Source organism: Actinoplanes lobatus (genome assembly GCF_014205215.1).
In the GTDB taxonomy this organism is placed as follows: Bacteria; Actinomycetota; Actinomycetes; order Mycobacteriales; family Micromonosporaceae; genus Actinoplanes; species Actinoplanes lobatus.
Map to the genome: position 1 here is coordinate 1,677,920 of NZ_JACHNC010000001.1, position 22,997 is coordinate 1,700,916.

Sequence of the window (22,997 nt, forward strand, 5' to 3'; positions counted from 1 at the left end):
TCGGGTGGACCGCTCATCCGGGCAGATCGGCACATCCGCCGTAACACTGAGCAGTTTCGCCGCTGATCGGCACTTCTCCGTTTCGCCCGATAAGCCGGAAGAATTTTCAGATAATCCTCATGGCCTCCCACCGCACCGCCGATGGGTAGGGCACAACACCACGGCTCACGGACGGGCCGGTTCAAGACCCCACTCAAGGAGGAATTACTCATGGGTCTTCGCATCAACCAGAACATCGCGGCGCAGAACGCCTACCGCAACCTCTCCGTCTCCGACGGTCAGATGTCGAAGCAGCTGGAGAAGCTGTCCAGCGGTTTCCGCATCAACCGCGCGGCGGACGACGCGGCCGGCCTCTCGATCTCCGAGGGTCTGCGCTCGCAGGTCGGTGGCCTCAAGGTCGCCACCCGCAACGCCCAGGACGCGATCAGCGTCGTACAGACCGCTGAGGGTGCCCTGAGCGAGGTCACCAGCATGGTTCAGCGTATGCGTGACCTGGCGGTCCAGTCGAACAGCGCGGCCATGGACCCCGCTGCCAAGGCGGCGTCGCAGGCCGAGGTCACCGAGCTCGCCAGCGAGATCACCCGAATCAGCCAGACCACGACGTTCGGCACGACGAAGCTGCTCGACGGGACGTTCAACGGCGACTTCCAGGTCGGCGCGAACACGAGCACGGATGACGTGCTCAACGTGACGATCGGCGCGATGGACTCGGCCACCCTGGGCATCGACGCCCTCCAGCTGGACACCGCGGCCAACTCGACGGCCGCCATCGACGCGCTGGACACCGCCCTCACGACGATCACCACCCAGCGTGCCAACCTCGGTGCGTCCCAGAACCGCTTCGAGCACACCATCAACAACCTCAACACGACCGTCGAGAACCTGTCGGCGTCGGAGTCCCGGATCCGTGACGCCGACATGGCCACGGAGATGGTCTCCTTCACCCGTAGCCAGATCCTGACCCAGGCCGGCACGGCCATGCTCTCGCAGGCCAACCAGTCCTCGCAGGGCGTGCTGTCGCTGCTCCGCTGACGTTCTAACCGGACGGCAACCGACAAGAACTGAATAAGCAAGGCGCGATACCGAAGATGGGGGTGGACCGGCAACGGCCACCCCCATCCGCATTCACACCCGGCTAGGCCCCTGAAGGTAGGTTCCCGTGGTCAGCTCCATCGACGGTCTCGTCAGTGGTCTCAGCACCTCCTCGATGATCTCGCAGTTGATGCAGGTCGAGGCCGCCCCGCAGGACAAGCTCAAAGCGAAGGCGCAGACCGCGCAGAGCGCGCAGAACGCCTACCAGTCGGTCAACACCAAGCTGAAGGCCATCAAGACGGCCGCGGACGCGATGCAGTCGCTCACCACCTGGCGGTCGCTCAAGACCGAGTCCACCTCGGCGAGCGTCACCGCCGCGTCCACCGGTGGCATGACCGGCATGACCGGCAGCATCACCTTCGACGTGGATCAGGTGGCCCGGGCACAGGTCAGCGTCGTCAAGAACATCGACACCACCGCTACCACCTATCCCCGCTCGTTCACGATCACGACCGGATCGTGGTCGGACAGCGACGCGGACGGGACGAACGACTCGTTCACCGCCGCCGGCGCCGCCACCACGATCACGATTCCCGACGATCAGGAGCCCACGGCCGCCAACATCGCCGCCGCCGTCAACGCGGCCGGGCTCAATGTCCGCGCGACCGTGGTCAACACCAACGGCACCGACGGCGTGCTCCAGTTCGCCGGCACCAAGACCGGCGCGGGCAACGGGTTCCAGGTGGATCTCAGCGCGGGTGGTCTCACCGCCGAGGACACGCCCTCCCAGAGCGCCCTCCTCCGGGTGAACCCGGGTACCACGGCGGAATACACGGTCACCAGCGACACGAACACGTTCAGCGGGCTGATGCCGGGCGTGGCGATCACGGCCACCAAGAAGGAGGCCGGCGTCACCGTCACGGCCACCTCGGACGCCGCCGCCGTCACCGCGAAGATGCAGGCGATGGTGGACGCCATGAACGCGGCGCTCACCGAGGTCAAGACGCAGACCGCGTACAACCTGGGGACGAAGAAGGGCTCGGCGCTGACCGGCGACTCCGCCGTCCGGGAGATGAGCCAGGCCATCCTGGGCACGGTGAGCCGGGGGCTGACCTACGACCGGACCCTGCCCGACCAGACCACCGAGACGGTCGACTTCGGCAGCCTCAGCCAGTTCGGCGTCGGGCTGAACCGGGACGGCCAGCTGACCTTCGACGCGGCCAAGTTCACCGCCGAATACAACAAGGACCCGCAGAAGATGCAGCAGGTCGGCAGCGCGTTCGCCGGCCAGGTGGAGGCTCTCGCCGACAAGCAGACCACGGTGATCACGAATGCCGTCACCGGCCGCAAGAACGAGATCGCCTCGCTGAACGACCAGATCAGCAGCTGGGACGTCCGGCTGGTGAACAAGCGTGAGGCGCTGCAGAAGCAGTACTCAGGCCTGGAAGTCGCACTCGGCAAGCTCCAGAACCAGTCGACCTGGCTGTCCGGGCAGTTGGCCGGCCTGATGTAGCACCCGTCCGCGACACCGACTCCCGCCCACAACCGACCGAGGGACTGACTGATGACCGTGACCAACCACCGCGACCGCTATCTTCAGGACTCGATCAACACGGCTTCGCCGGCGAAGCTGCTGATGATGCTCTACGACCGGCTCGTGCTGGACCTGATGCACGGCGAGGAGGCCCTCCGCGGCGGTGACCGGGAGTCGGCGAACAACCGGATCGGCCACGCGCAGGAGATCGTCCTGGAGCTGCACGCCAGCCTGAAGGTGGACGCGTGGGACGGCGCGCCGGGTCTGGCGAACCTCTACACCTTCCTGCTCACCGAGCTGATCAGCGCGAACGTCAAGCAGGACGCCGACCGGGTGGCCGGTTGCCGGAAGCTGGTGGAACCGCTGCGTGACGCGTGGCGCGAGGCCGCTCTGGCCCCGGCGTGACGACGGTGATGCCGTCCGCCGATTGGCGGGGGGCCTGGAGTGCGGCGCTGGACGAGCTCGAACTGGACGTGCTGACGGTCGAGACGCTGCTCGCCGACGAGCGGCGCCTCCTCGAGACGCCGCCGGCGAACCTGTGGCGTCCGCCGACCGAGCTGGGTGCGCTGCCGCTCGAACTCAAGCCGCGGGCGGACGGGATCCTCACCCGGCAGCTGGCGGTGGCCGCGGAGATCGCCCGGCGGATCACCGCGAACCGGCAGCAGGCGGCGATGACCGCCCGGATCGAGACCGGGGAGGCGGTCAAGCGCCCGGTCTACCTCGACTGCGCCATGTGATCACGACCGAAAAGGTCCCGGACCCCGCACGGGGTCCGGGACCTTTTCGTGTGCAACCGGCTGGCAACCGGTTGGGACTCAGCGGATCGGCGAGTGCGCCGAAGTGCAGGGTACGAGCGACGGATCGCTCGAACGAGAAGCCAAGGATCGGCGACAGAACCGGATCGACGGAGGGAGCCACCTTGTTCGACGACCGCTCGTCGTCCGCACTGCGGGTCGCGGTGACCGGACTGGCCGCACGCCAGCAGGCCATCGCCAACAACATCGCCAACATCGAGACCCCCGGGTACCAGGCCCGTAAGGTCAAATTCGAGGAGGCGCTGCAAAGCGCCGTCACCCAGGGCCGGTCACCGGCCGAGGTGACCCCGAGCGTGCTGAGGTCGCTGGAGCCCACCCGGCTGAACGGGAACAACGTCAACCTCGACGAGGAGACGTTGTCGCACATCGACACCACGATGCGTTACAACCTCGCCATCCGGGCGCTGGACGGCAAGTACAGCCTGCTGCGTGAAGCCATCAAGGGGGCCTGACGATGAGTACCTTCAACGCCATCGGGATCGCCAGCACTGGTGTCACGGTCTACCGGAAGTGGCTGGACGCCGTGGCCGACAACCTCGCCAACGCCAACACCACGACCCGGACCAGCGAGAACGCCTTCCAGGCCCGGTACGTCGCGGCCCGTGCCGCGCAGGACGGGAACGGGGTCGAAGTCGCCGGCGCCCACTTCGGCAGCGCGGAGGGGATCCTGGTCCACGAACCGGACAACCCGCTCGCCGACGCCGAGGGCTACGTCCGCCGGCCCGACATCAACATGGGCGACCAGATGGCCCAGATGATGATGGCCCAGCGCTCCTACCAGGCAAACCTTGCGGTCGTCGACCGGGCACGCGAAACGTACACCGCCGCGATCAACCTCGGGAAGTGATTGCCGTGACCTCACCGATCAGCCCCATCGGCGGCTTCTCCTCCGTCTCCGGCCTCAGCGGTCTCAGCGGCGTCACCGGCGGCTTCAAGCTCGGCGGCCTCGGCGGCGCCTCGGAGACCGGGTCCACGCCCTCCGCGGTCGGCCCGAACAGCGACTTCGCCAGCATGGTCGCCAAGGGTCTGGAGAACGTGCAAGCCGCCCAGACCAAGGCGAGCGACCTGGCCGTACAGGTCGCCGACGGCAGGTTGCAGGACCCGGCGCAGTACACGATGGCGGCCACCGAGGCGTCCCTCGGGCTGCAGCTGACCATGGCCGTCCGTAACAAGGCCGTCGAGGCCTTCCAAGAGATCATGAGGATGCAGGCCTGACATGACCGACCGCCTTCCCGCTCCCGTTCGCCGCGTTACGGACACCTTCAAGTCCTTCACACCGGGACAGAAGGCAGTCACCATCTTCGCGGTTCTGGCTCTCATCGTCGGTGGCTACTTCTTCGCCACCTGGGCGGCCAAGCCTTCGTACCAGACGCTCTTCAACAACCTCTCGACCAAGGACGCCGCCGCGATCGTCGAATCGCTGGAGAAGTCCGGCACCTCCTACGAGCTGACGAACGACGGCCAGACCGTCATGGTGCCGCAGGACCAGGTGAACGAGCTGCGGCTCCAGCTCTCCAGCGAGGGCCTGCCCGGCGACGAGGGCACCGGTTACTCGCTGCTGGACCAGCAGGGCATCACCACCAGCGACTTCATGCAGCACGCCAACTACCAGCGGGCGCTCGAGGGTGAGCTGGCCAGCACGATCAAATCCATCGACGGTGTCGAGGCCGCGACGGTTCACCTGGTGATGCCGAAGGAGGACATCTTCTCCGACGACGAGAAGAAGCCGACGGCGTCGGTGCTGGTCGCCTCGAAGCCGAACACGAAGCTCGACCAGCAGCAGGTGCAGTCGATCGTGCACCTGGTCGCGTCGAGCGTCGAGGGACTCGACCCCACCCAGGTCACGGTCGCCGGCTCGGACGGGCAGATGCTCTCCACAGGCGGCGGCAACACGGTCGGCGCCGGCGGCGCCGACAGCGGCACCGAGCAGCAGACGGTCGCCTTCCAGAACCGGATGAACTCGTCCCTGCAGCGGATGCTCGACAACCTGGTCGGCCCCGGCAACGCGGTGGTCACCACCAGCCCGGTCCTGGACTTCGACCAGACCGAGACGCGCAGCAAGAACTACAGCACCGACCCGTCGATGCCCGCCGAGCAGGAGAACATCAAGAGCGAGACCTACGCCGGGACCGGCACCGGTACGGGTGGCGTGCTCGGCCCGGACAACATCCAGGTGCCCAACGGCGCCGGCGGCACCGGCCAGTACCAGCAGAAGGACGAGACCCGTACCCGCCGCTTCAACGAGGTGGAGGAGGTGCGCCGGAACGCTCCGGGCAGCATCGAGCGGCTCAACGTGTCGGTTCTGCTGAACAGCGCGGCCGCCGGTGCGGTCAACAAGGAAGAGATCCAGCAGGTGCTCAGCGCGGCGGCCGGCGTCGACCCGACCCGGGGCGACACCATCGCGGTGGCCGCCATGCCGTTCGACGACACCCAGGCGAAGGCGGCCCAGGAAGAGCTCGCGGCAGTGGCCGCGGAGGAGGAGTCCGACAAGCGGACCAAGCTGATCCAGACGGCGGTCCTGCTGTTCGTGGTGCTGGCCCTGATCTTCCTGGCCTGGCGGGCCCACCGGCGTGCCAAGAAGCGCCAGCAGCAGCTGACCGACGAGGAGCGCCGTCTTCTCGAGGACATGCAGGCCGCGCTGGAGGCTCAACGGGCGGCGGAGCTGGCCATCGAAACGCCGCAGCCGCTGGAGCTGCCGGACACGACTGAGCAGATCGACGAGGCCCGGGAGGAACGTCGCCGGGAGATCGAGGAACTGGTCCGGGAGAAGCCCGACGAGACGGCGGCGCTGATCCGCAGCTGGATCTCCTCTGACCCGGTCTAGCACTGAACGGCAGGAGTACCCGTTGACTACACCGCAGCTATCCACGATGTCCATGACGGGCGCCCGTAAGGCCGCGATCATGCTCGTCCAGTTCGGTAAGGAACACGCCTCCCAGGTGATGGCGAACCTGACCGAGAAAGAGGTCGAGATGGTGTCCGCCGAGGTGGCTCGGCTGGGCAAGCTCCAACCCGCGCAGGTCGACGACGTGATGGACGAGTTCTACGTCATGGCGACCACCCGGTACGCCGGGGCGGGCGGCATGGATTACGCCCGGGAGCTTCTGGAGGCGTCGCTCGGTTCGGAGCGGGCGGCGCTGATCCTGGACCGGCTCGAGGCGTCGATGGACGACATCCCGTTCAACTTCCTCAGCAACGCGGACCCACGGCAGCTGCTGTCCTATGTTCAGTACGAACACCCGCAGACGATCGCCCTGGTGCTGGCGCACATCCCGTCGGCGCTGGCCTCGTCGATCCTGGCCAACCTGCCGTTGGAGGTGCAGACCGAGGTCGCGCACCGTATCGCGATCATGGACCGGACCTCGCCGGACATCATCCGGCAGGTGGAGAGCGCCCTGCAGCGCAAGCTCTCCAGCGTGCTGCAACCGGACGAGCTCTCCACGGTCGGTGGTCTGCAACCGCTGGTCGACATCATCAACCGCGCCGACCGCACCACCGAGCGGCTCATCCTGGAGGCCCTCGAGACGCGCAGCCCGGAGCTGGCCGAGGAGATCCGCCGGCGGATGTTCATGTTCGAGGACATCGTGAACCTGGACGACCGCGCGGTGCAGCTGATCCTGCGGCAGGTGGAGCCGGCCGACCTGGCCACCGCCCTCAAGGGTGTGCCGGTGAGCGTGCGGGACAAGGTCACCGGCAACCTGTCCGAACGGGGCCGGGAGAACCTGCTGGAGGAGATGGACCTGCTGGGCCCGGTCAAGGTCAAGATGGTCGAGGAGTCCCAGGCCAAGATCGTCGGTGTCATCCGCTCGCTGGAGGACTCCGGCCAGATCGAGATCCAGCGTGGCGGCGAGGCCGATGAGCTCATCGCCTGACCGGGTGATCCGCGGGGCGATGGCCGAGAACGCCGCCGCCGCGCGGTTCGCCGTCGACCTACGGCCCGACACCCCCGTCGACAACGAAGCCGTCGAGAAGGCCAAGCAGCAGGCCCGGACCACCGGCTACGCCGAAGGATGGGCGGCGGGCAAACGCGACGCCGCGGTGGCCAACGAGGCCGCCGCGGCTCGCGCCGTGGTCGCCGAGGAGGAGCACGAGCACCGCCGCGCCATGGCCCTGGCCCAGGCGGTGAACGCCCTCGGCCGTGCCGTCACCGACATGGAGGACCAGCTCAGGCCGACCTACACCGACGTGCAAGAGATGATCATGGCGAGCGCCTGGGAACTGGCCGAGGGCATCATCGGCCGGGTGCTGCGGGAGGACCCGGAACGCGGGGCGGACGCCCTGCGCCGGGTCATGACCGCCGCCCCGCAACACGCCGACGTGGTCGTCAGCCTGCACCCGGACGACCTCCAGAGCCTGACCGGCGAGGGCTCCGGGGGCGATTTCGACTATCAGGGGCGACGGATCGTGCTGCGCCCCGATCCCGGGCTCCGACCCGGTGACGCCGTCGCCGAGACGGGTACCGCGACCGTCGACGCGACCGTCGCCACCGCGATGGACCGTGCCCGGGAGGCCCTGCGGATGTAGAGGATCCGGCGATGACCGATCTGTTCCAGCACCGGTTGCACAGTGCCGTCGAGGCGGCCCGCCCCCTGGTCAGTGGGCGGGTCACCGGAGCGGTCGGGTTGCGCATCACGGTCAGCGGGCTCGAGGCGAACGTCGGTGACCTGCTGCGGCTCGGCGTCGGCAAGGACATCGTGCTGGCCGAGGTGGCGGCGCTGGACGGAGAGCGGCTCTCCTGCATGCCGCTCGGCCCGATCGCCGGGATCGGCGCCGGCACCCCGGCGGTGAGCACCGGCGGGCCGCTGCGCGTCGCGGTCGGGCCCGATCTGCGCGGCCGGATCCTGGACGGGCTGGGCCGGCCGATGGACGGTGGTCCGCCGCTGCGCGGGCACCTGGTGCCGATCGACTCGGCGCCGCCCTCGGCCATGGAACGGCAGCTCGTCGACGCGCCGATGTCCCTCGGGGTACGCGTCCTGGACACCCTCGTACCGTGCGGCCGGGGCCAGCGCATCGGCATCTTCGCCGGCTCCGGGGTCGGCAAGTCCACCCTGATGAGCATGATCACGCGCGGCACCTCGGCGGAGCTGAACGTGGTCGCCCTGGTCGGCGAGCGTGGCCGCGAGGTACGCGAGTTCATCGAATACGACCTCGGCCCGGAAGGGCTGGCCCGTTCGGTGCTGGTGATCGCAACCTCGGACACCCCGCCGCTGGTCCGGCTCCGGGCCGGCGCGGTGGCCACCCGGATCGCCGAGTACTACCGGGACGACGGCGCCGACGTGCTGCTGATGATGGACAGCGTGACCCGTGCGGCGATGGCGCAGCGTGAGGTCGGCCTCTCGGTCGGCGAGCCGCCGGCCACCCGCGGATATCCGCCGTCCGTCTTCGCGATGCTCGCCTCCCTGCTGGAACGGGCCGGGCCGGGCGCCCGGGGCAGCATCACCGGCCTCTACACGGTGCTGGTCGAGGGCGACGACCACAACGAGCCGATCGCCGACGCCGCCCGCTCGATCCTGGACGGGCACATCGTGCTGGACCGTAAGCTCGCCACCGCCGGGCACTTCCCGGCGATCCAGGCGCTGGACTCGATCTCCCGGGTCGCCAACAAGATCACGACACCGCAGCAGCGGTCCGACGCCACCGAGCTGCGCCGGCTGATGGCCGCGCACCGGGACGTCCGCGAACTCGTCGAGATCGGCGCCTACGTACCCGGCACCAATCCGGACGCGGACCGGGCCAACGCGGCCTGGCCGCAGATCAGCGCGTTCCTCCGCCAGGGCCTCGACGACCGCACCACCGCCGAGTCCGGCTGGGCCGAACTGCGCGCCCTGATCGCCACCACCTGAGGCCGGTCCACAGATCCGGACATCGGGGCGGGTCCCGGGTTGAGGTGAGCGGGTGGGGCAGGTCGGGAGCGAAGCGGGTGCAGGACCTCAGCGGAGCGGCTGTCTGACCGAAGCGGCATGTGAAGGCCCACCCGTCCCGCTTGGAGGCCAACGTTGAATCGTCTGTTCCGGCTGGCGCCGGTGCTCCGTGCCCGCAAGGCCCAGGAGGACGCCGCTCGCGGCGCCGTGATCCAGTCCCGGGCCGATGTCCGGGATGCCGAGGCCATGGTCCGGCGCCGCAAGCTCGAACTCGTCGGTGCGGACGCGCCGTCCGAGGGCACCGCGCGTGCCATGGTGGCGTCACTGGTCGCCCGGCAGTCCCTCGCCGCCGGCCTCTTCGACGCACAGCGGATGGTGACCGCCGCCGAGGAGATCGAGCAGGAGAGACTCGCCGCTCTCGCGGACGCCGCCAAGCGGCACCGAGCGGTGGAGATGATGGGCGACCGCCACGCGGCCATGCTCAGGGCCCACGACCTGCGGACCGATCAGGCCGTCCTGGACGAGCTCGCGGTGACCGCCAAGGCGCGCAACGCCGCCGGAGACGTCAACGACCCGAACCGGAGCGGAGCGTGACGATGCTGGGTGTCAGCGGGATCCTCTCCCGTGTCGCGGAACTGCAGAATCAGCTGGGCATGAACCCGGCCCAGGCCACCGCCGGCAGCGCCTCCAGCACGAAGTTCGCATCGGCGCTGGCCAGCGCCACCGGCACCCTCGGCGGGACGGCCGTCACCGGCGGACCGAGCGGTGACGACATCGTCGCGGCGGCCAAGAAGTATCTGGGTACGCCGTACGTCTTCGGCGGCACCGACCCGGACAAGGGCCTGGACTGCTCCGCCCTGGTCCAGCGGGCCTACCAGGATCTCGGTGTCGAACTGCCGCGCAACTCGTGGCAGCAGGCCCGCGCCGGGCGCCCGGTGGCGAGCCTGTCCGAGGCGAAGCCGGGCGACATCCTGGCGTTCAACTCGCCGGTCGACCATGTGGCGATCTACCTGGGCGACAACCGGATGATCGCGGCGCCGAAGCCCGGCGACCACGTCAAGATCCAGACTGTGTACGAGACGCCCAGCGCCATCCGCCGGGTCCTCGACACCGTCCCCACCGCCGCGGTGCAGGACATGTCGTCGCTGCGCCCGGCCGGGCTGCGGACCGGCGACGGGCTCGGCGGAGTGCCGTACGCCGACCTGTTCCTGAAGGCCGGCGCGAAGTATGACGTCTCGCCGAAGCTGCTGGCCGCGGTTGCCAAGGTGGAATCCGGGTACGACTCCAGAGCGGTCAGCAAAGCCGGCGCCCAGGGTCTGATGCAGCTGATGCCGTCCACCGCCCGTGGCCTCGGGGTGCACGACGCCTTCGACCCCGCCCAGGCGGTGAACGGGGCCGCCAAGCTGTTGTCCCAGCACCTGCGCGAGTTCAAGTCGGTACCGCTGGCCCTGGCCGCGTACAACGCGGGTGGCGGAGCGGTGCACAAGCACAACGGCATCCCTCCGTACGCGGAGACCCAGGCATACGTCCCGAAGGTACAGAAGGCACTGGCCGCGCTCGGCGCCTGAGTCGATCCGAGCAGTTATCGAGAGACAGGGAGACCCGATGACCATGCCGACTTCAGTGACCGGCCCCGACCGCCGGCTCGCTACCGAGAGCGGACGCCAGCCGACCGGGTCCCGCAGTGACAGCGGACCGGACTTCGGGTCGGCGCTCTCGAACGAACTGGACCGATCGACCGACGACCAAAATCGTGCCGGCAGTCGGGCCGGTTCCGGCTCGACCGACTACCAGGCCCTCATGTCCCGCGCCGCGATGTCGCGGGCGGCCACCGAACGGGCCGCCGCCGCCACCCGGGCGGCCGCCGCCCGCATGACCGACAGCCGGGAAGCCGCTCAGCGGGCCGCCGTCACGCGAGCAGCCGAGCGGGCCGCCGACACCCGGGAAGCCGCTCAGCGGGCCCGCACAGCCGACAGCCGGGAGGCCGCTCAGCGGAACGCCGTCACGCGAGCGACGGACCGGGCCACCGATCGACGGCCGGTCGCGGACCGGGGATCGCCCGGCCGCACCACGTCGGAACGGACCTCGCCGAACCGCACCGCCGATGACCGGGACACCGCCGAGCAGGTGACCGAGCAGGCCGCCACGGCGTCCCCGGACCCGGACCAGACCCGCGCCGAGGAGAAGCCGGATGCCGGTGAGACCGGTTCCGTGGCGGCGACGGCCGTCGTTCCGGTGCCGGTCGCGGTCCAGGCCATGACCACCGTGCCGCCGCAGGCCGACCTGACCTCGGCCGGCACGGACCAGGTGTCGGCGCTGACGACCGGATCGGTTCCGGTGGGTCAAGCCGGCCCGCCCGTGCCCGAAACCACCGCCGGCGCCGACCAGGTCGTCGCTCCGGGCCAGCCGACCGCCGGTCAGGCCGCCGGTCAGGCCATCGGGCAGGCCGCCGGTCAGGCCGTCGATCAGGCCGCCGATCCGGCGAAGAGCCTCACCGGGACGGCCGTGGGCGCCCAGGCGCCCGCCCCACCGCGGCCGGAGAGCCTACGCGCCGGCGAGGCCGCCATCCAGGCGACCGCGCCCGGTACGGAATCCGCCGGCACCGACCTCGGCACCACCGCGGACGCCCCCGCCCCGACGGCGCCCACCGGTGACACCGCGCCCGAGCAGGGTTCCGCCGGACAGGGTGACCAGCAGCCCGGAACGGGCGGCGGGGCCGGCGCGCCCACCACCGGACGTGCCGCCGCGGAGTCCGCGACCGCGTTCTCCACGGTTCTTCCCCCGGCCGCCGGACCGGCCGAGGCCGGTGCTCCGCCGCATCCGGGCGTCGCCGGGCTGCCGGGGATGACCGGCCCGCAGGCCACCGCGCAGACCGCCCCGGCCCCGGCCCCGCAGGCACCGGCACCGGCGCCGGCCACTCCGTCTCCCTACGCGGCACAGCTCGCCACCCGGATCATCCCGCTGCGGCTGGACGCGGACGGCGTGCACCGGCTGACCGTGCACCTGCACCCGGCCGACCTGGGCCCGGTCCAGGTGGTGGCGGAGATCCGCAACGGCGACATCAGCGTGCAGCTGGCCGGCCGGACCGAGGCCGGCAACGAGGCGCTACGGCAGTCCCTTGACGACCTGCGCCGCCAGCTGAACGACGCCGGCTTCACCAACTGCTCGCTCGACCTGCGGCAGGGCAACGCCGAGCAGCAGGCCCGGCAGCAGTTCGGCGAGATGTTCGGCCGGCGCGCCGACGGCGGATCGCGGGGCGGCCCGGACACCGGCGCCGAACAACCGGTCCCGGCCACCACCCGCCGGGCCGACCTGGGCAGTGGACGGCTGGACACCCACGCCTAGCGACGTGACCGGAGCCGGCCCGCGGATTCGCGGGCCGGCTCCGGTTTGTTCACAGCGGGTGGTCAGCGTGACTCATCGGGCGCGGAGTCGTACCGCTCGGGTGTCACCACGACGGATGCCGGCGCCTCTTCCTCCTCGACCTTCCGGTAACCGGCGAGGAGGAACCGGAGTCCGGCCAGCAGCACGGCGGCGACCGGCACCGCGACCAGGAACCGGACCAGCACCTGGCGGAGCTCCAGCTCGTCGAGGAGCAGGCGGTACCAGGCCGGCGCGCTGATGAGCAGCGCGAACAGCAGAACCGACGGCCTGATCATCGCGGCGCCCGCTCAACGGCGGCCGGAACGGGTCAGCCGGCGCTGGGCCGCGGACGGCGTCACGTCGGCCGCGATCCGGGCGCAGAGCAGCGCCGCCCAGGCGTGCGGGGTGGCCGGCTTGCCGTCCAGCGAGAAGATCGGCACGTCCAGGCCCAGCACCGAACCCGGATCCGAGGTGAGCTCCACGCCGTGCACCACGAGGGCCTCGACCTCGCCGAGCCCGCGCAGATGACGGGCGGTGTCCGCGGTCTTGCGGGTGGCGTCGACGACGGCCCAGAGCGCGGTGGCCCCGAGCGCCTCGCACATGTCGTTGACCCAGAACGCGTCGGTCCCGCCGACCGGGGCATCGATCACGACCACCCATGGATTGTCGGAGCTCTGGAGCTTCTCGGCCCGTGCCCTGGCCGCGTTGTGGCTGGAGATGAGCCGGGACGAGTGCAGCCCGGTACCCGCCGTGGAGGGCGCCGCCAGCAGCAGATGGGTCTGGTCCACGTGCACCTGGTCGAGGAGCTGCTTGGCGATCGGCACCGCGGTGTGCACCTCACCGGCCAGCACCAGGATCTCGCCGCCGCCGTCCGGGATACCGGGTGCGGCCGGGCGGGCGGCCAGGACGCTGAGCACACCGGCGTACGTGTCCCCGCCCGTGATCTTGCGAGCCATCGACTCCGGCATCCCGACCGACATCAGGTTGCGCTGGACCGCGTCCAGTTCGCCGCGGTCGACCGCGACCGGGGCCGCGACCGGGCCCGGTGACGCCGGGACCGGGGAGAGCGGCATCGACTCCTCCAGGCCGTACACCTCGGCGGCCGACCGCATCGGGGCCGGAACCGGGCCGAACGCGGCCTGCGGAGGCGCCGGCTCCGGCGTGCGCACCGGCGACACGGCTGCCGCGGCGCCGGGTGCCACGGCGCGCGGTGCCGCCGCGGCCGCCCGGATCGGTGTCATGGTCCCGCGCGGCTCGGCGGACTCCCGATCCCGTCCGGTGGGCCATTCCCCGAAATTCGGCATGGCGGGCAGCTCGGCCGGCGCCGGCCGGAACGGTCGTACGGCGGCGGGTTTGTCCTCGCCGGCCTCGGCATGCCGGGGCTTGGCCGACCGGGGACTGCCCGGCGCCCGGCCCTCGCCCAGGTGACCGGCGACGTCCAGCCCGGCCATCAGCTCGGCGAACGCCGCACCGGTGTCACCCATTCCGGCCTGCCGGCCTTCCTGGCGCGCGGGCGGGTCGGGGACGGCCGCCCTCTCGGTGTTCACCCGGTCCTGGGCTTCGGCCTGTTCGAGCAGGCGCTCGAAGCTGGGTGTGCCTGTGTCGGCAACGGGCTGTTGCGCCATGTCCTCACTGTCCTCGTTCGGATCCGGTACCTCGACGGAGAGCTCGAAGTGCTGTTTCGCGAAGAAACCCCCGATGCCACCACTTCGTACCTTGTCGGCGGAGATGATCCGCACGGCTGAGCCGTACTCGTCACGAATCTGAGCCAGCAGTGGCTCGATGGCCGGCCCCTCAAGAAGCACCCGCGTAGGCACCGTTCACCACCCCTATCGTCTCGATCTGTGCGGTGGAACCAGAGATTTCGCTGTACGACAGCACCTGGACCCGGCGCGAGCCGGCCCGCAGCAGTCGCATCAGCGGCAGCCTCAGCTGTGGTGAGCACGCCAGGACCGGATTCAGGCCCTGCTGCTCGGCGGCCTCGGTGAGCCGGCCCGCCTCACTGACGATCGCCTCGGCACGCATGCCGTCGATCGCCATGAAGGCGCCGGTGTCGCTGGGCCGCAGGGACTCGAGCAGGCTCTGCTCGAGCATCGGGTCGAGTGTGATCACGGTGAGCCGGCCGGCGGTCGCGTACTGGGCGGCGATGGCCGGGCCGAGGGCCGCACGCGCCGCCTCGACCAGGCCGTCGTGGTCGACGGAGACCTTGGCCCGCAGCGAGAGCGCCTCGAAGATGCGGACCAGGTCGCGAATCGGCACGCCCTCGTCGAGCAGCGCCTGCAGCACCTTCTGGATCTGGCCGAGGCTGAGCAGCGCCGGGGTCAGCTCCTCCACCACGACCGGGTGGGTGCGCTTGACCATGTCGCTGAGCGCGCGGACGTCCTCACGGCCGAGCAGGCGGCTGGCGTTGGTCCGGACGATCTCGGCGAGATGCGTGATGATCACCGAGGCCCGGTCCACGACGGTCGCCCCGGAGATCTCGGCCTGGTAGTGCAGCTCGGCGGGGACCCACTTGCCGGCCAGCCCGAAGACCGGTTCGACCCCGGCGCGGCCGGGCAGCGCCTGGAGGCCCTCGCCGATGGCGAGCACCGTGCCCGGCGGCGCCTGGCCGGCGCCGGCGTCCACCCCGGAGATCCGGATCGCGTACGAGGAGAGGGGCAGGTCCAGGTCGTCCCGGGTGCGGACCGGCGGCATGATCACGCCGAGCTCCATGGCCATCTTGCGGCGCAGGGCGCGGACCCGGTCGAGCAGGTCGCCGCTGTTGACGTCGACGAGGTCGACCAGGTCCGGGGCGAGCGCCAGTTCCAGCGGGTCGATCCGCATCTCGCCGAGCAGCTGTTCCGGGCTGTCCGGTGCGGGCAGATCGGCGGCCTCCGCCGCGGCCCCGTGGGCGTCGGCCACCTCCGGCTCGGGGTCCTTCACCCGCTGGGCGATCAACAGCACCGTCGCACCGACCAGCAGAAAGGGAAGTTTCGGCAGGCCGGGGATGATGCACAGGGCGATCGCGGCGCCGCCGCCGATGCGCAGCGCGAGCTTGTTCTGGCTGAGCTGGGTGGTGACGCTCTGCCCCATGTCCCCGGTGGTGGCCGAACGGGTCACGATCAGACCGGTGGCGACCGACAGCAGCAGTGCCGGGATCTGTGAGACCAGGCCGTCGCCGATGCTCAGCATGCTGTAGTGGTTCATCGCGTCGGCCGGGGACATGCCGGCCTGCATGATGCCGACCGCGAAACCGCCGACCAGGTTGATCACCGTGATGATGATGGCCGCGATCGCGTCGCCCTTGACGAACTTGGACCCACCGTCCATGGCGCCGTAGAAGTCGGCCTCGGCGGCCACCTCGGCGCGGCGCCTCCTGGCCTCGGAGTCGTCGATCAGACCGGCGTTGAGGTCGGCGTCGATGGCCATCTGCTTGCCGGGCATGGCGTCGAGGGTGAACCGGGCGCCCACCTCGGCCACCCGCTCGGCGCCCTTGGTGACCACGATCATCTGGACGATCACCAGGATCGAGAAGATGACCAGGCCGATGACCAGGTTGCCACCGACGACGAAGCTGCCGAACGCGTGGATCACCTTGCCGGCGTCGCCGTCGCGCAGCACCAGGCGGGTCGCGCTGATGTTGAGGGCGAGCCGGAACAGTGTCAGGACGAGCAGCAGCGCGGGGAAGATGGCGAAGTCGAGCGGCCTCTGCACGAACATCGAGATCAGCAGCACGAGCAGCGCGGTCGTGATGTTCACGGCGATCAGCAGGTCCAGCAGGAAGGTCGGCAGCGGGACGACCATCATGATGATGATGCCGACGACCCCCACGGGTACGGCGAATCTGCCAAGCTGCTTCGTCTTCACGGCACCTTCCGAGCGTGGGCAGTCCGGCCCGATCAGCGTGTCGCGCCGTCACGGAGGCCGCTGTGGCACCGCCACGCACCGATCTTCCCTGCTCTTGCACCGCGTTGTGAGGAAATCTCCGGATTTGGTAGTTATGCCGCAGCTGGGGTGGGGTTCGGGTTGCGGTGGAAACCAGCGGCCGCACCACGTGCCTTCAGGCTCATCACGAACGCCAGCACCTTCGCCACGGCGCCGTAGAACTCCGCCGGGATCTCCTGACCGATCTCGCAGTCCTTGTTCAGCGCCCGGGCCAGCGGGACGTCCTGCACCATCGGGATCCGGTTCTCGGTCGCGAGGTCGCGGATCTTCGCGGCCAGCGGGCCCTGCCCCTTCGCCACCACCCGGGGCGCGCCCTTCTCCGGCTCGTACCGCAGCGCCACCGCGATGTGCACCGGGTTGACCACCACCACATCCGCGGTCGGCACGTCGGCCATCTGCCGGTTCCGGGCCATGGCGTGCTGCTTGGCCCGGATCTGGGCCTTGATCAGCGGATCGCCCTCGGTGTTCTTGTGCTCCTGTTTGACCTCTTCCTTGCTCATCTTCAGCTGCTTCCTGGTACGGCGCCGCACCACGAAGTAGTCGGCCGCGGCCATCACCAGGCCGACCGCCGCGGCGGCCCGGATGAGCTGGACCGCGGCGTCGTTGATGACGCCGATCAGGGAGCGCAGCGGCAGTTGGCCGGCGGTCATCAGCGTCGGGATGATGTCCTTCATGGTCAGGTAGAGGACGACCCCGAGCACCGTCGTCTTGATCAGCGCCTTGGCGCCCTCCCAGAGCCCCTGCGGGCCGACCATCCGCTTGATCCCGGTGAACGGGTTGAGCCGGTTGAACTTGGGTTTGAACAGCTTGGTGGCGACCCGGATGCCGCCCTGCGCACCGGCCGCCACGATGCCGACCGCCATCATGGTCAGCGCCAGCGGCAGCACCGTCCAGGCCGCGCCCATCAGCCCTTCCTTCAGGATGCCGAGGGCCTTGGCGGGGTCCGGATCGGCGATCGTCTCCGGGACCTTCGCCATCAGCTCTTCGGCGTGCTCCATGGCCTTGGCCAGGGTGCGAGGGAGGATGATGCTGGCGGCGAGCATGCCGGCCCAGGCGCCGAGGTCCTGGGTGCGGCCGATCTGCCCCTCCTGCTTGGCCTTCTTCAGCTTTTGGGCAGTGGGTTCCTCGGTCTTCTCGCCGGACACGTCTCACCTCCTCGGCGCCGGGGCGCCGCGCGCCTGTCAAAGGCCTCTTCGGCGCACCTCAGCCGCCACTGAGCCGCACCACCATCGTGACCGCCTGGTCGACCAGTTTGTCCAGCACCTCCGGCAGCATCATGATGGCGATGCCGGAGAGGGTGACGACCAGGAAGATCTTGATCGGGAACCCGAGCTGGAACACGTTCAGTGCGGGCGCCACCCGGTTCAGCAGGCCCAGTGCGACGTCGGCCAGGAACAGCACCGCGATCAGCGGCCCGGCGATCTGGACCGCGGCCAGGAACATCTCACCGATTCCCTCGATCAGCACCTGACTGAACGTCTCCAACGAGAAGACGGTGTCCAGGGGCAGGGTCTCGAAGCTCTGCAGGAAGCCCCGCAGGATGATCTGGTGCGCGTCGCTGGCGAACAGGAGAGTGAGCGCCACCAGGTTGTAGAGCCGGCCGAAGATCGAGCTGCTGCTCTGCGAGAACGGGTCGTAGGTCGACGCCAGGGTGAAGCCGGAGAAGAGGTCGAGCAGGTCACCGGCGGCCTGCAAGGCGGCGAAGAACAACGCGGTGATGAAGCCGAGCGCGGCGCCGATGAAGACCTGGAGAATCGCGCTGGCGATCAGATCCGCCGTCTCCAGCGACGGGACGGTCTGCCGCAGGTACGGCGCCATCGGCAGGGTCAGGCCGACGGAGAGCAGGGCCTTCACCGGTCCCGGGATGAACCGCGAGTTGAACGGTGGGCACACCATCAACCACGCGCTGGTTCGCACGACCCCCAGCATGAAGGCCATGAACTCCCCGATCGGGATGTTGAAGTTCATCGCCTCAATACGACCCCACCAGCGCCGTGATGATCAGGGCCCACCCGTTGACCAGCACGAACAGCAGCAGTTTGAACGGCAGCGCCACCGTGACAGGGGGCAGCATCATCATGCCCAGCGACATCAGCGACGCCGATATCACGAGGTCGATGATCAGGAACGGGATGAAGATGACGAACCCGATGATGAACGCGGCACGCAGCTCGGACAGCACGAAGGCCGGGATCAGGGTGACCAGCGGAACCTCGTCGATGTTGGCCGGCTTCTCCTGACCGGCCGCCTTGGTCAGCAGGGCGATCTCTTCCGGCCGGGTCACCTGGTACATGAACTCGCGCAGCGGCTGGACCCCGTCCTCGAACGCCTCGGACTGGGTCTTCTCACCGCTGAGATAGGGCTGGATGCCCTCCTGGTTGATGGCCGAGAGGGTCGGGCCCATGATGAACATGCTCAGGAACAGCGCCAGCCCGGCGAGTACCTGGTTCGGCGGCATGCTGGTCAGGCCGAGCGCGTTGCGGGTGATGCCGAGCACCATGAACACCTTGGTGAACGACGTGCAGAGCAGCAGCAGGGCCGGCGCCACCGAGAGCACGGTCAGCGCGAGGACGATCACCAGGGACGCGGGTGGGCCGCCGTCGGGATTCGTACCGTTGATCTGGATGTCGACGCTCGGTGGCGACGGAGTCGGCGCGGGAGCCGCCGCGGCGACCTCCGGCAGCAGCACCAGGGTGGCCACCATCAGCAGCAACGGGATCGCGCGCCGGCTCATCGGATCATCGCCTCGTCGTTCGATCGCGCAGGAACTCGATCGCCGAACCCCAGGTCCGCCGGGAGAGCACCGAACCCTCCAGCCGGCCGTGCCGGCCGTGGTGGCTCGCCGGATGCCGCCCGGGCAGCTCCTCCGGCTCCACCTCGAGAACGTCCTGGTGTTCCTCGTCCGGCTCGGTCTCGAAGGCGTGTATGTCGGCCTCGCCGAGGAGACTCACCTGCTGTTCGGTGATCCCCACCACCAGCGCCCGGTCCGCCACCCGGATCACCGCCACCGCCGCGCCCCGGCTGAGCGGCTGGCGGTTGAGCACCGTCAGCGAGCCGCCGCGGCGGGCGGTGTACGGCCTGCGCATCACCCTGGCCAGCAGCCACATCAGCAACAGGACGACCAGCAGGGCCAGGATCATCCGGACGGCGGAGGGGATCAAGGCGGCTACTCCGTACCGGGGGAGACGATCTCGGTGATCCGGATGCCGAAGTTCTCGTCCACCACGACGACCTCGCCGCGGGCGATCAGCCGGCCGTTGACCAGCAGGTCGGCCGGGCTTCCGGCGGCCCGGTCCAGCTCGACGATCGCGCCCGGGGTGAGCGACAGCAGCTCCCGCACACTCATCCGGGTCCGGCCCAGCTCGGCCGAGACCTCCATCTCGACGTCGTAGAGCATGTCCAGCCCGCGCCGGCCGCCGGACCCCTGGACCGGTGCCGCACGCTGGGCGACGTCCACCGCGCCGGGGTCGTCGCCGGGCCACTGGCTCAGGGCGAGAGCGACGACCGCGCGTACCTCGGACTCGTCGCGCAGCGGCACCGCGACGGCGCCCTCCTTCACGGCGAGCGCGCTGAGCGCGACCTCGGGCTCCATCAGCTGACCGGGATCCAGGACCACCGGGCCGAACACCCGGGCCGCCGCCTCCAGGGCCGGGCGGACCGCCGCGGTCAGGTCCAGCTCACCGAGCGGGCTCTCCCGCAGGGCGGTCGCCAGGTCCTGGCCGACCACCACCACGACCTCACCTGAGGCCGCGCCGGTGAACCGGGCCGTGATCGCCTGCCCCTCGATCGCCGTCCCCGCGCCCGGCGCCACCGGGTCGGCGACCGTCAGGGTGTAGCTGGTGGGCAGGACGGCCAGTGCGGCTTCGGCGGCGTTCCGGGCAAGACCGAGCTGGGAAACAGACATGGTGGGCGCTGTCATGGGCGGCCAGACTCCTTGGACGGGCTCTCGTTGGACGACGGCACGACGAGACAGGCGAGCCGGGTGCCCTGGTTACCGGGAACCGCATGAGCGAAGACGATGTCGGCGGTGGTCACCTCGAGCGGCCGGCTGGTCGGGTGTCCCAGCGGGACGACGTCACCGGGACGTAGATCCACGATGTCATCGGTACGCATCCGAATGGGGTGGAATCGCACTGCTACGTCGATCGGAGCGGCGGAAAGTCCGGCGGTCAGGTTGCGCCGGGCCCGATCCCGCACCTCCCGCTCGGCGGCGCTGAGCACCACCGCCTCGGTCCGCTCCAGCACCGACAGCATGGCGTTGAACGGCAGGCAGATGGTGGAGAGGCACTCCTCCGCGCCGACCTTGGTCTCGAACGACGCCACCACCACGGCGTCACCGGGCGCATGGGCACGCAGGAACTGCGCGTTGTACTCGATCTCCTTGAGCTTCGGCCGGAGGTCGACCATGCTCTCGAAGCCGTACCGCAGCTCGCCCAGCATCCGGTCGAGCAGGCCGCGCAGCAGCGGCATCTCCACCTCGGTCAGCGGCCGCTCCGGTTGGGTGCCACCGGGACCGCCGAGCATGTGGTCGATCGCGGTCATCACCGTGGGCTGTGCTATCTCCAGCAGGCCCGTGCCGGGCAGCGGGTCGAGGGCCACCACCGCGATGATCGTCGGGGTGACGAGCGAGGAGACGTACTCCTCGTAGGTCAGCTGCTCGATGGAGATCAACGAGACATTGCTGACCGCCCGGAGCCGGGTGGTCAGCAGGGTGCCACAGCTGCGCGCGTACGTCTCGAAGGCGATCTGCAGCGTGCGGACGTGGTCACGGGAGAGCTTGATCGGGCGCCGGAAGTCGTACGCGGTCGGGCCTCCGCCCTGGCCGCGACGTGACATCCTGCCGGGGGTACGGGAAGCGGTCGTCACGTCGTCCTCATCGGCTCACTTACCGATCCGCTGAGCCGTGGCGGCGCTTTCCGCCGTTCTTGGCACCGATGGGCGGGTCGCACACGGCGACCCGCCCATCGGCCCGCGGTCACTGGGTCACGAAGGAGGTGAAGTAGATGTCCATGACCATCTGCTTGTCGTCCTTCTCGTAGGCCTTCTCGACCTTCTCCAGCAGCTCGCCCTTGAGCTTGACGCGCCCCGCCTCGGTGGAGAGCTCAGCGACGGTGCGGCCGGTGTACTGCTCGATCGCGAGGTTCAGCGCCTCGCTGGTGTCGATCTCCTCCTCGCCGGCCTTCTTGGTCATCTGGAGGGCGAACCCGACCTTCAGGTAGTGCCCGTCCGCGAGGTTCACCGTGAGCGGGTTCTCGATCGCGAACACCACGCCCTTCTCCGGCTTCTCCTCGGCCGAGGCCGAGTCGCTGCGGAGCATGAAGAACGCCCCGACGCCGCCGCCACCCAGCAGGACCATCACGAGGGCGATGACGATCATCATCATCTTGTTCGACTTCGGCTCCTGAGCAGCCGTTTCCATCTCGTCAGACATCAGAAGAATCCCTCGGAATCAGTCGTGGGTGGTGGTGCTGGTGGCCGGGGTGGCGGTCTTCGCCTGCTCGGCCTTGATCTCGGCCAGGTACTCGGCCGTGGTCTGCCCGGTGTGCAGCTTGCCGTCGGTGCCGGCCGCGGAGGGCAGCAGCGCCGCCTGCTCGGGCGTGAGCTGGGTCAGGACGACGACGTCCACCCGGCGGTTCTGGGTGATCGAGCGGGGGTCCTTCGGGTCGATGAGCGGCTTGGTGTCGGAGAAGCCCACCGCGGTGAGCCGCTTCTTCGCCACGCCGTGGTCGGTGAGGAACCGGACCGTGGTCGAGGCGCGGGCCGCGGAGAGCTCCCAGCCGCTCGGGTAGAAGGTGGTCTTCGACTTGAGCTGGTTGGTGTGGCCGTCCACCTCGATGTTGTTCGGCAGCTTCACCAGCGTCGGGGCGATCGCGTTCAGGATCTTCTCGCCGCCCTTCTGCAGCTCGGCGCGGTTGCCGGCGAAGACCACCTCGTTGGTGACGATGGTGACCACCAGGCCGCGCTGGTCGATGGTGAACTTCGCGCTGTTGAGCAGCTTCTGCGCCACGAGCGCGTCGGCGATCTTCCGCTCGATCGCCTTCAGGTTCTCGACCTCCCCGGCCGCCTTCTGAGCGTCGGCCGAGGCCCGCTTGCGATCCTCGGCCTTGACGGCCCGCTCGACCGCTTCCTTCTGCTTCTTGGTCATGCCATCGGTGCCGGAGGTGCCGTCGTCCGGGTTGGAACCCGGTTCGATCTGCACCAGCTGCGCGCTGTTGGCCGAACCGTCGAGCGGAGCCTTGTTGCCCTGGAAGGCGACGGTCGGGGCACCGAATCCGGCCGACAGACCGGACGCCAGCTGGGCGAACTTCTTCTGGTCTACGCTGCTCATCGAGAAGAGCACCACGAAGAGGACGAACAGCAGGGTCAACATGTCCGCGTACGACACGAGCCAGCGCTCGTGGTTGACGTGCTCCTCGTGTTCCTCGTGCTTCTGCTTGCGCTTACGGCCCCCGCCGGAACTCATCTAGA

25 protein-coding genes are annotated in these 22,997 nt (G+C 69.6%); 14 read left to right on the top strand and 11 right to left on the bottom strand.

Translation table 11 applies throughout. The features are described from left to right. The first annotated feature begins 210 nt into the window (after window positions 1–210). The 14 genes from BJ964_RS07490 (at window position 211) to BJ964_RS07555 (ending at window position 12,587) form a co-directional block, all read left to right on the top strand. Window positions 211–1,032: a flagellin N-terminal helical domain-containing protein gene (locus BJ964_RS07490; RefSeq protein WP_188120000.1), complete on the top strand. Its 822-nt coding sequence runs from the start codon at window positions 211–213 to the stop codon at window positions 1,030–1,032. 127 nt (window positions 1,033–1,159) lie between these two features. Beyond that, window positions 1,160–2,545: a flagellar filament capping protein FliD gene (fliD, locus tag BJ964_RS07495; protein WP_188120001.1), complete on the top strand. Its 1,386-nt coding sequence runs from the start codon at window positions 1,160–1,162 to the stop codon at window positions 2,543–2,545. A 51-nt stretch (window positions 2,546–2,596) separates the two neighbouring features. Beyond that, window positions 2,597–2,971, top strand: coding sequence for a flagellar export chaperone FliS (gene fliS / locus BJ964_RS07500; protein WP_188120002.1), 375 nt, complete (start codon window positions 2,597–2,599; stop codon window positions 2,969–2,971). Next, entirely contained in the window at window positions 2,968–3,303 is a 336-nt protein-coding gene (locus BJ964_RS07505; protein WP_229807089.1) for a hypothetical protein, read from the top strand. The genes fliS and BJ964_RS07505 overlap by 4 nt, the downstream gene beginning before the upstream one ends. Window positions 3,304–3,485: 182 nt before the next feature. Continuing rightward, a complete protein-coding gene (gene flgB, locus BJ964_RS07510; RefSeq protein WP_188120003.1) occupies window positions 3,486–3,833 on the top strand; it encodes a flagellar basal body rod protein FlgB in 348 nt (115 codons plus the stop codon). A 2-nt stretch (window positions 3,834–3,835) separates the two neighbouring features. Beyond that, window positions 3,836–4,228, top strand: coding sequence for a flagellar basal body rod protein FlgC (locus tag BJ964_RS07515; RefSeq protein ID WP_188120004.1), 393 nt, complete (start codon window positions 3,836–3,838; stop codon window positions 4,226–4,228). A 5-nt stretch (window positions 4,229–4,233) separates the two neighbouring features. Further along, the gene (gene fliE / locus BJ964_RS49050) at window positions 4,234–4,596 is read left to right on the top strand and encodes a flagellar hook-basal body complex protein FliE (RefSeq protein WP_188120005.1); all 363 of its coding nucleotides are present in this window, start codon (window positions 4,234–4,236) and stop codon (window positions 4,594–4,596) included. Window position 4,597: 1 nt separating this feature from the next. Further along, on the top strand, window positions 4,598–6,205 hold the full coding sequence (gene fliF / locus BJ964_RS07525) for a flagellar basal-body MS-ring/collar protein FliF (protein WP_188120006.1): 1,608 nt from the start codon (window positions 4,598–4,600) through the stop codon (window positions 6,203–6,205). A gap of 52 nt (window positions 6,206–6,257) precedes the next feature. After that, window positions 6,258–7,253 (top strand): flagellar motor switch protein FliG, encoded by a 996-nt coding sequence (gene fliG / locus BJ964_RS07530; protein WP_229807088.1) that lies wholly within the window; start codon window positions 6,258–6,260, stop codon window positions 7,251–7,253. Further along, entirely contained in the window at window positions 7,237–7,905 is a 669-nt protein-coding gene (locus BJ964_RS07535) for a FliH/SctL family protein (RefSeq protein WP_223149501.1), read from the top strand. Before fliG ends, BJ964_RS07535 begins: the two co-directional genes overlap by 17 nt. Window positions 7,906–7,916: 11 nt before the next feature. Then, window positions 7,917–9,224, top strand: a complete 1,308-nt coding sequence (locus BJ964_RS07540) for a FliI/YscN family ATPase (protein ID WP_188120008.1) — start codon at window positions 7,917–7,919, stop codon at window positions 9,222–9,224. A 153-nt stretch (window positions 9,225–9,377) separates the two neighbouring features. Continuing rightward, window positions 9,378–9,836 (top strand): flagellar export protein FliJ, encoded by a 459-nt coding sequence (locus BJ964_RS07545; protein ID WP_188120009.1) that lies wholly within the window; start codon window positions 9,378–9,380, stop codon window positions 9,834–9,836. A gap of 2 nt (window positions 9,837–9,838) precedes the next feature. Continuing rightward, a complete protein-coding gene (locus BJ964_RS07550) occupies window positions 9,839–10,810 on the top strand; it encodes a transglycosylase SLT domain-containing protein (protein WP_188126838.1) in 972 nt (323 codons plus the stop codon). 37 nt (window positions 10,811–10,847) lie between these two features. Continuing rightward, window positions 10,848–12,587 carry a flagellar hook-length control protein FliK gene (locus tag BJ964_RS07555; protein ID WP_188120010.1) on the top strand — a complete coding sequence of 580 codons (1,740 nt, stop codon included), beginning with the start codon at window positions 10,848–10,850 and terminating at the stop codon, window positions 12,585–12,587. Window positions 12,588–12,649: 62 nt separating this feature from the next. On the opposite strand, the gene BJ964_RS07560 is transcribed toward BJ964_RS07555, so the two are convergent. The 11 genes from BJ964_RS07560 to BJ964_RS07610 all read right to left on the bottom strand — a co-directional run bounded on the left by BJ964_RS07560 (window position 12,650) and on the right by BJ964_RS07610 (window position 22,992). Next, window positions 12,650–12,901 (bottom strand): hypothetical protein, encoded by a 252-nt coding sequence (locus tag BJ964_RS07560; RefSeq protein WP_188120011.1) that lies wholly within the window; start codon window positions 12,899–12,901, stop codon window positions 12,650–12,652. Window positions 12,902–12,913: 12 nt separating this feature from the next. Beyond that, on the bottom strand, window positions 12,914–14,422 hold the full coding sequence (locus tag BJ964_RS07565; protein ID WP_188120012.1) for a hypothetical protein: 1,509 nt from the start codon (window positions 14,420–14,422) through the stop codon (window positions 12,914–12,916). Continuing rightward, entirely contained in the window at window positions 14,400–16,451 is a 2,052-nt protein-coding gene (flhA, locus tag BJ964_RS07570; RefSeq protein WP_188120013.1) for a flagellar biosynthesis protein FlhA, read from the bottom strand. Before flhA ends, BJ964_RS07565 begins: the two co-directional genes overlap by 23 nt. Window positions 16,452–16,582: 131 nt before the next feature. Continuing rightward, on the bottom strand, window positions 16,583–17,674 hold the full coding sequence (locus BJ964_RS07575; RefSeq protein WP_188120014.1) for an EscU/YscU/HrcU family type III secretion system export apparatus switch protein: 1,092 nt from the start codon (window positions 17,672–17,674) through the stop codon (window positions 16,583–16,585). 58 nt (window positions 17,675–17,732) lie between these two features. Beyond that, a complete protein-coding gene (gene fliR / locus BJ964_RS07580) occupies window positions 17,733–18,497 on the bottom strand; it encodes a flagellar biosynthetic protein FliR (protein ID WP_188120015.1) in 765 nt (254 codons plus the stop codon). Between the two features lie 4 nt (window positions 18,498–18,501). Continuing rightward, window positions 18,502–19,263: a flagellar type III secretion system pore protein FliP gene (gene fliP / locus BJ964_RS07585; protein ID WP_188120016.1), complete on the bottom strand. Its 762-nt coding sequence runs from the start codon at window positions 19,261–19,263 to the stop codon at window positions 18,502–18,504. Window positions 19,264–19,267: 4 nt separating this feature from the next. Continuing rightward, a complete protein-coding gene (locus BJ964_RS07590; protein WP_229807087.1) occupies window positions 19,268–19,690 on the bottom strand; it encodes a flagellar biosynthetic protein FliO in 423 nt (140 codons plus the stop codon). A 5-nt stretch (window positions 19,691–19,695) separates the two neighbouring features. Further along, a complete protein-coding gene (gene fliN, locus BJ964_RS07595; RefSeq protein WP_188120017.1) occupies window positions 19,696–20,448 on the bottom strand; it encodes a flagellar motor switch protein FliN in 753 nt (250 codons plus the stop codon). Next, window positions 20,445–21,395: a flagellar motor switch protein FliM gene (locus BJ964_RS07600; RefSeq protein ID WP_229807086.1), complete on the bottom strand. Its 951-nt coding sequence runs from the start codon at window positions 21,393–21,395 to the stop codon at window positions 20,445–20,447. Before BJ964_RS07600 ends, fliN begins: the two co-directional genes overlap by 4 nt. Before the next feature lie 109 nt (window positions 21,396–21,504). Further along, window positions 21,505–21,960, bottom strand: a complete 456-nt coding sequence (locus BJ964_RS07605; RefSeq protein WP_188120018.1) for a flagellar basal body-associated FliL family protein — start codon at window positions 21,958–21,960, stop codon at window positions 21,505–21,507. Window positions 21,961–21,978: 18 nt separating this feature from the next. Further along, the gene (locus BJ964_RS07610; protein WP_188120019.1) at window positions 21,979–22,992 is read right to left on the bottom strand and encodes a flagellar motor protein MotB; all 1,014 of its coding nucleotides are present in this window, start codon (window positions 22,990–22,992) and stop codon (window positions 21,979–21,981) included. Window positions 22,993–22,997: the final 5 nt, after the last annotated feature.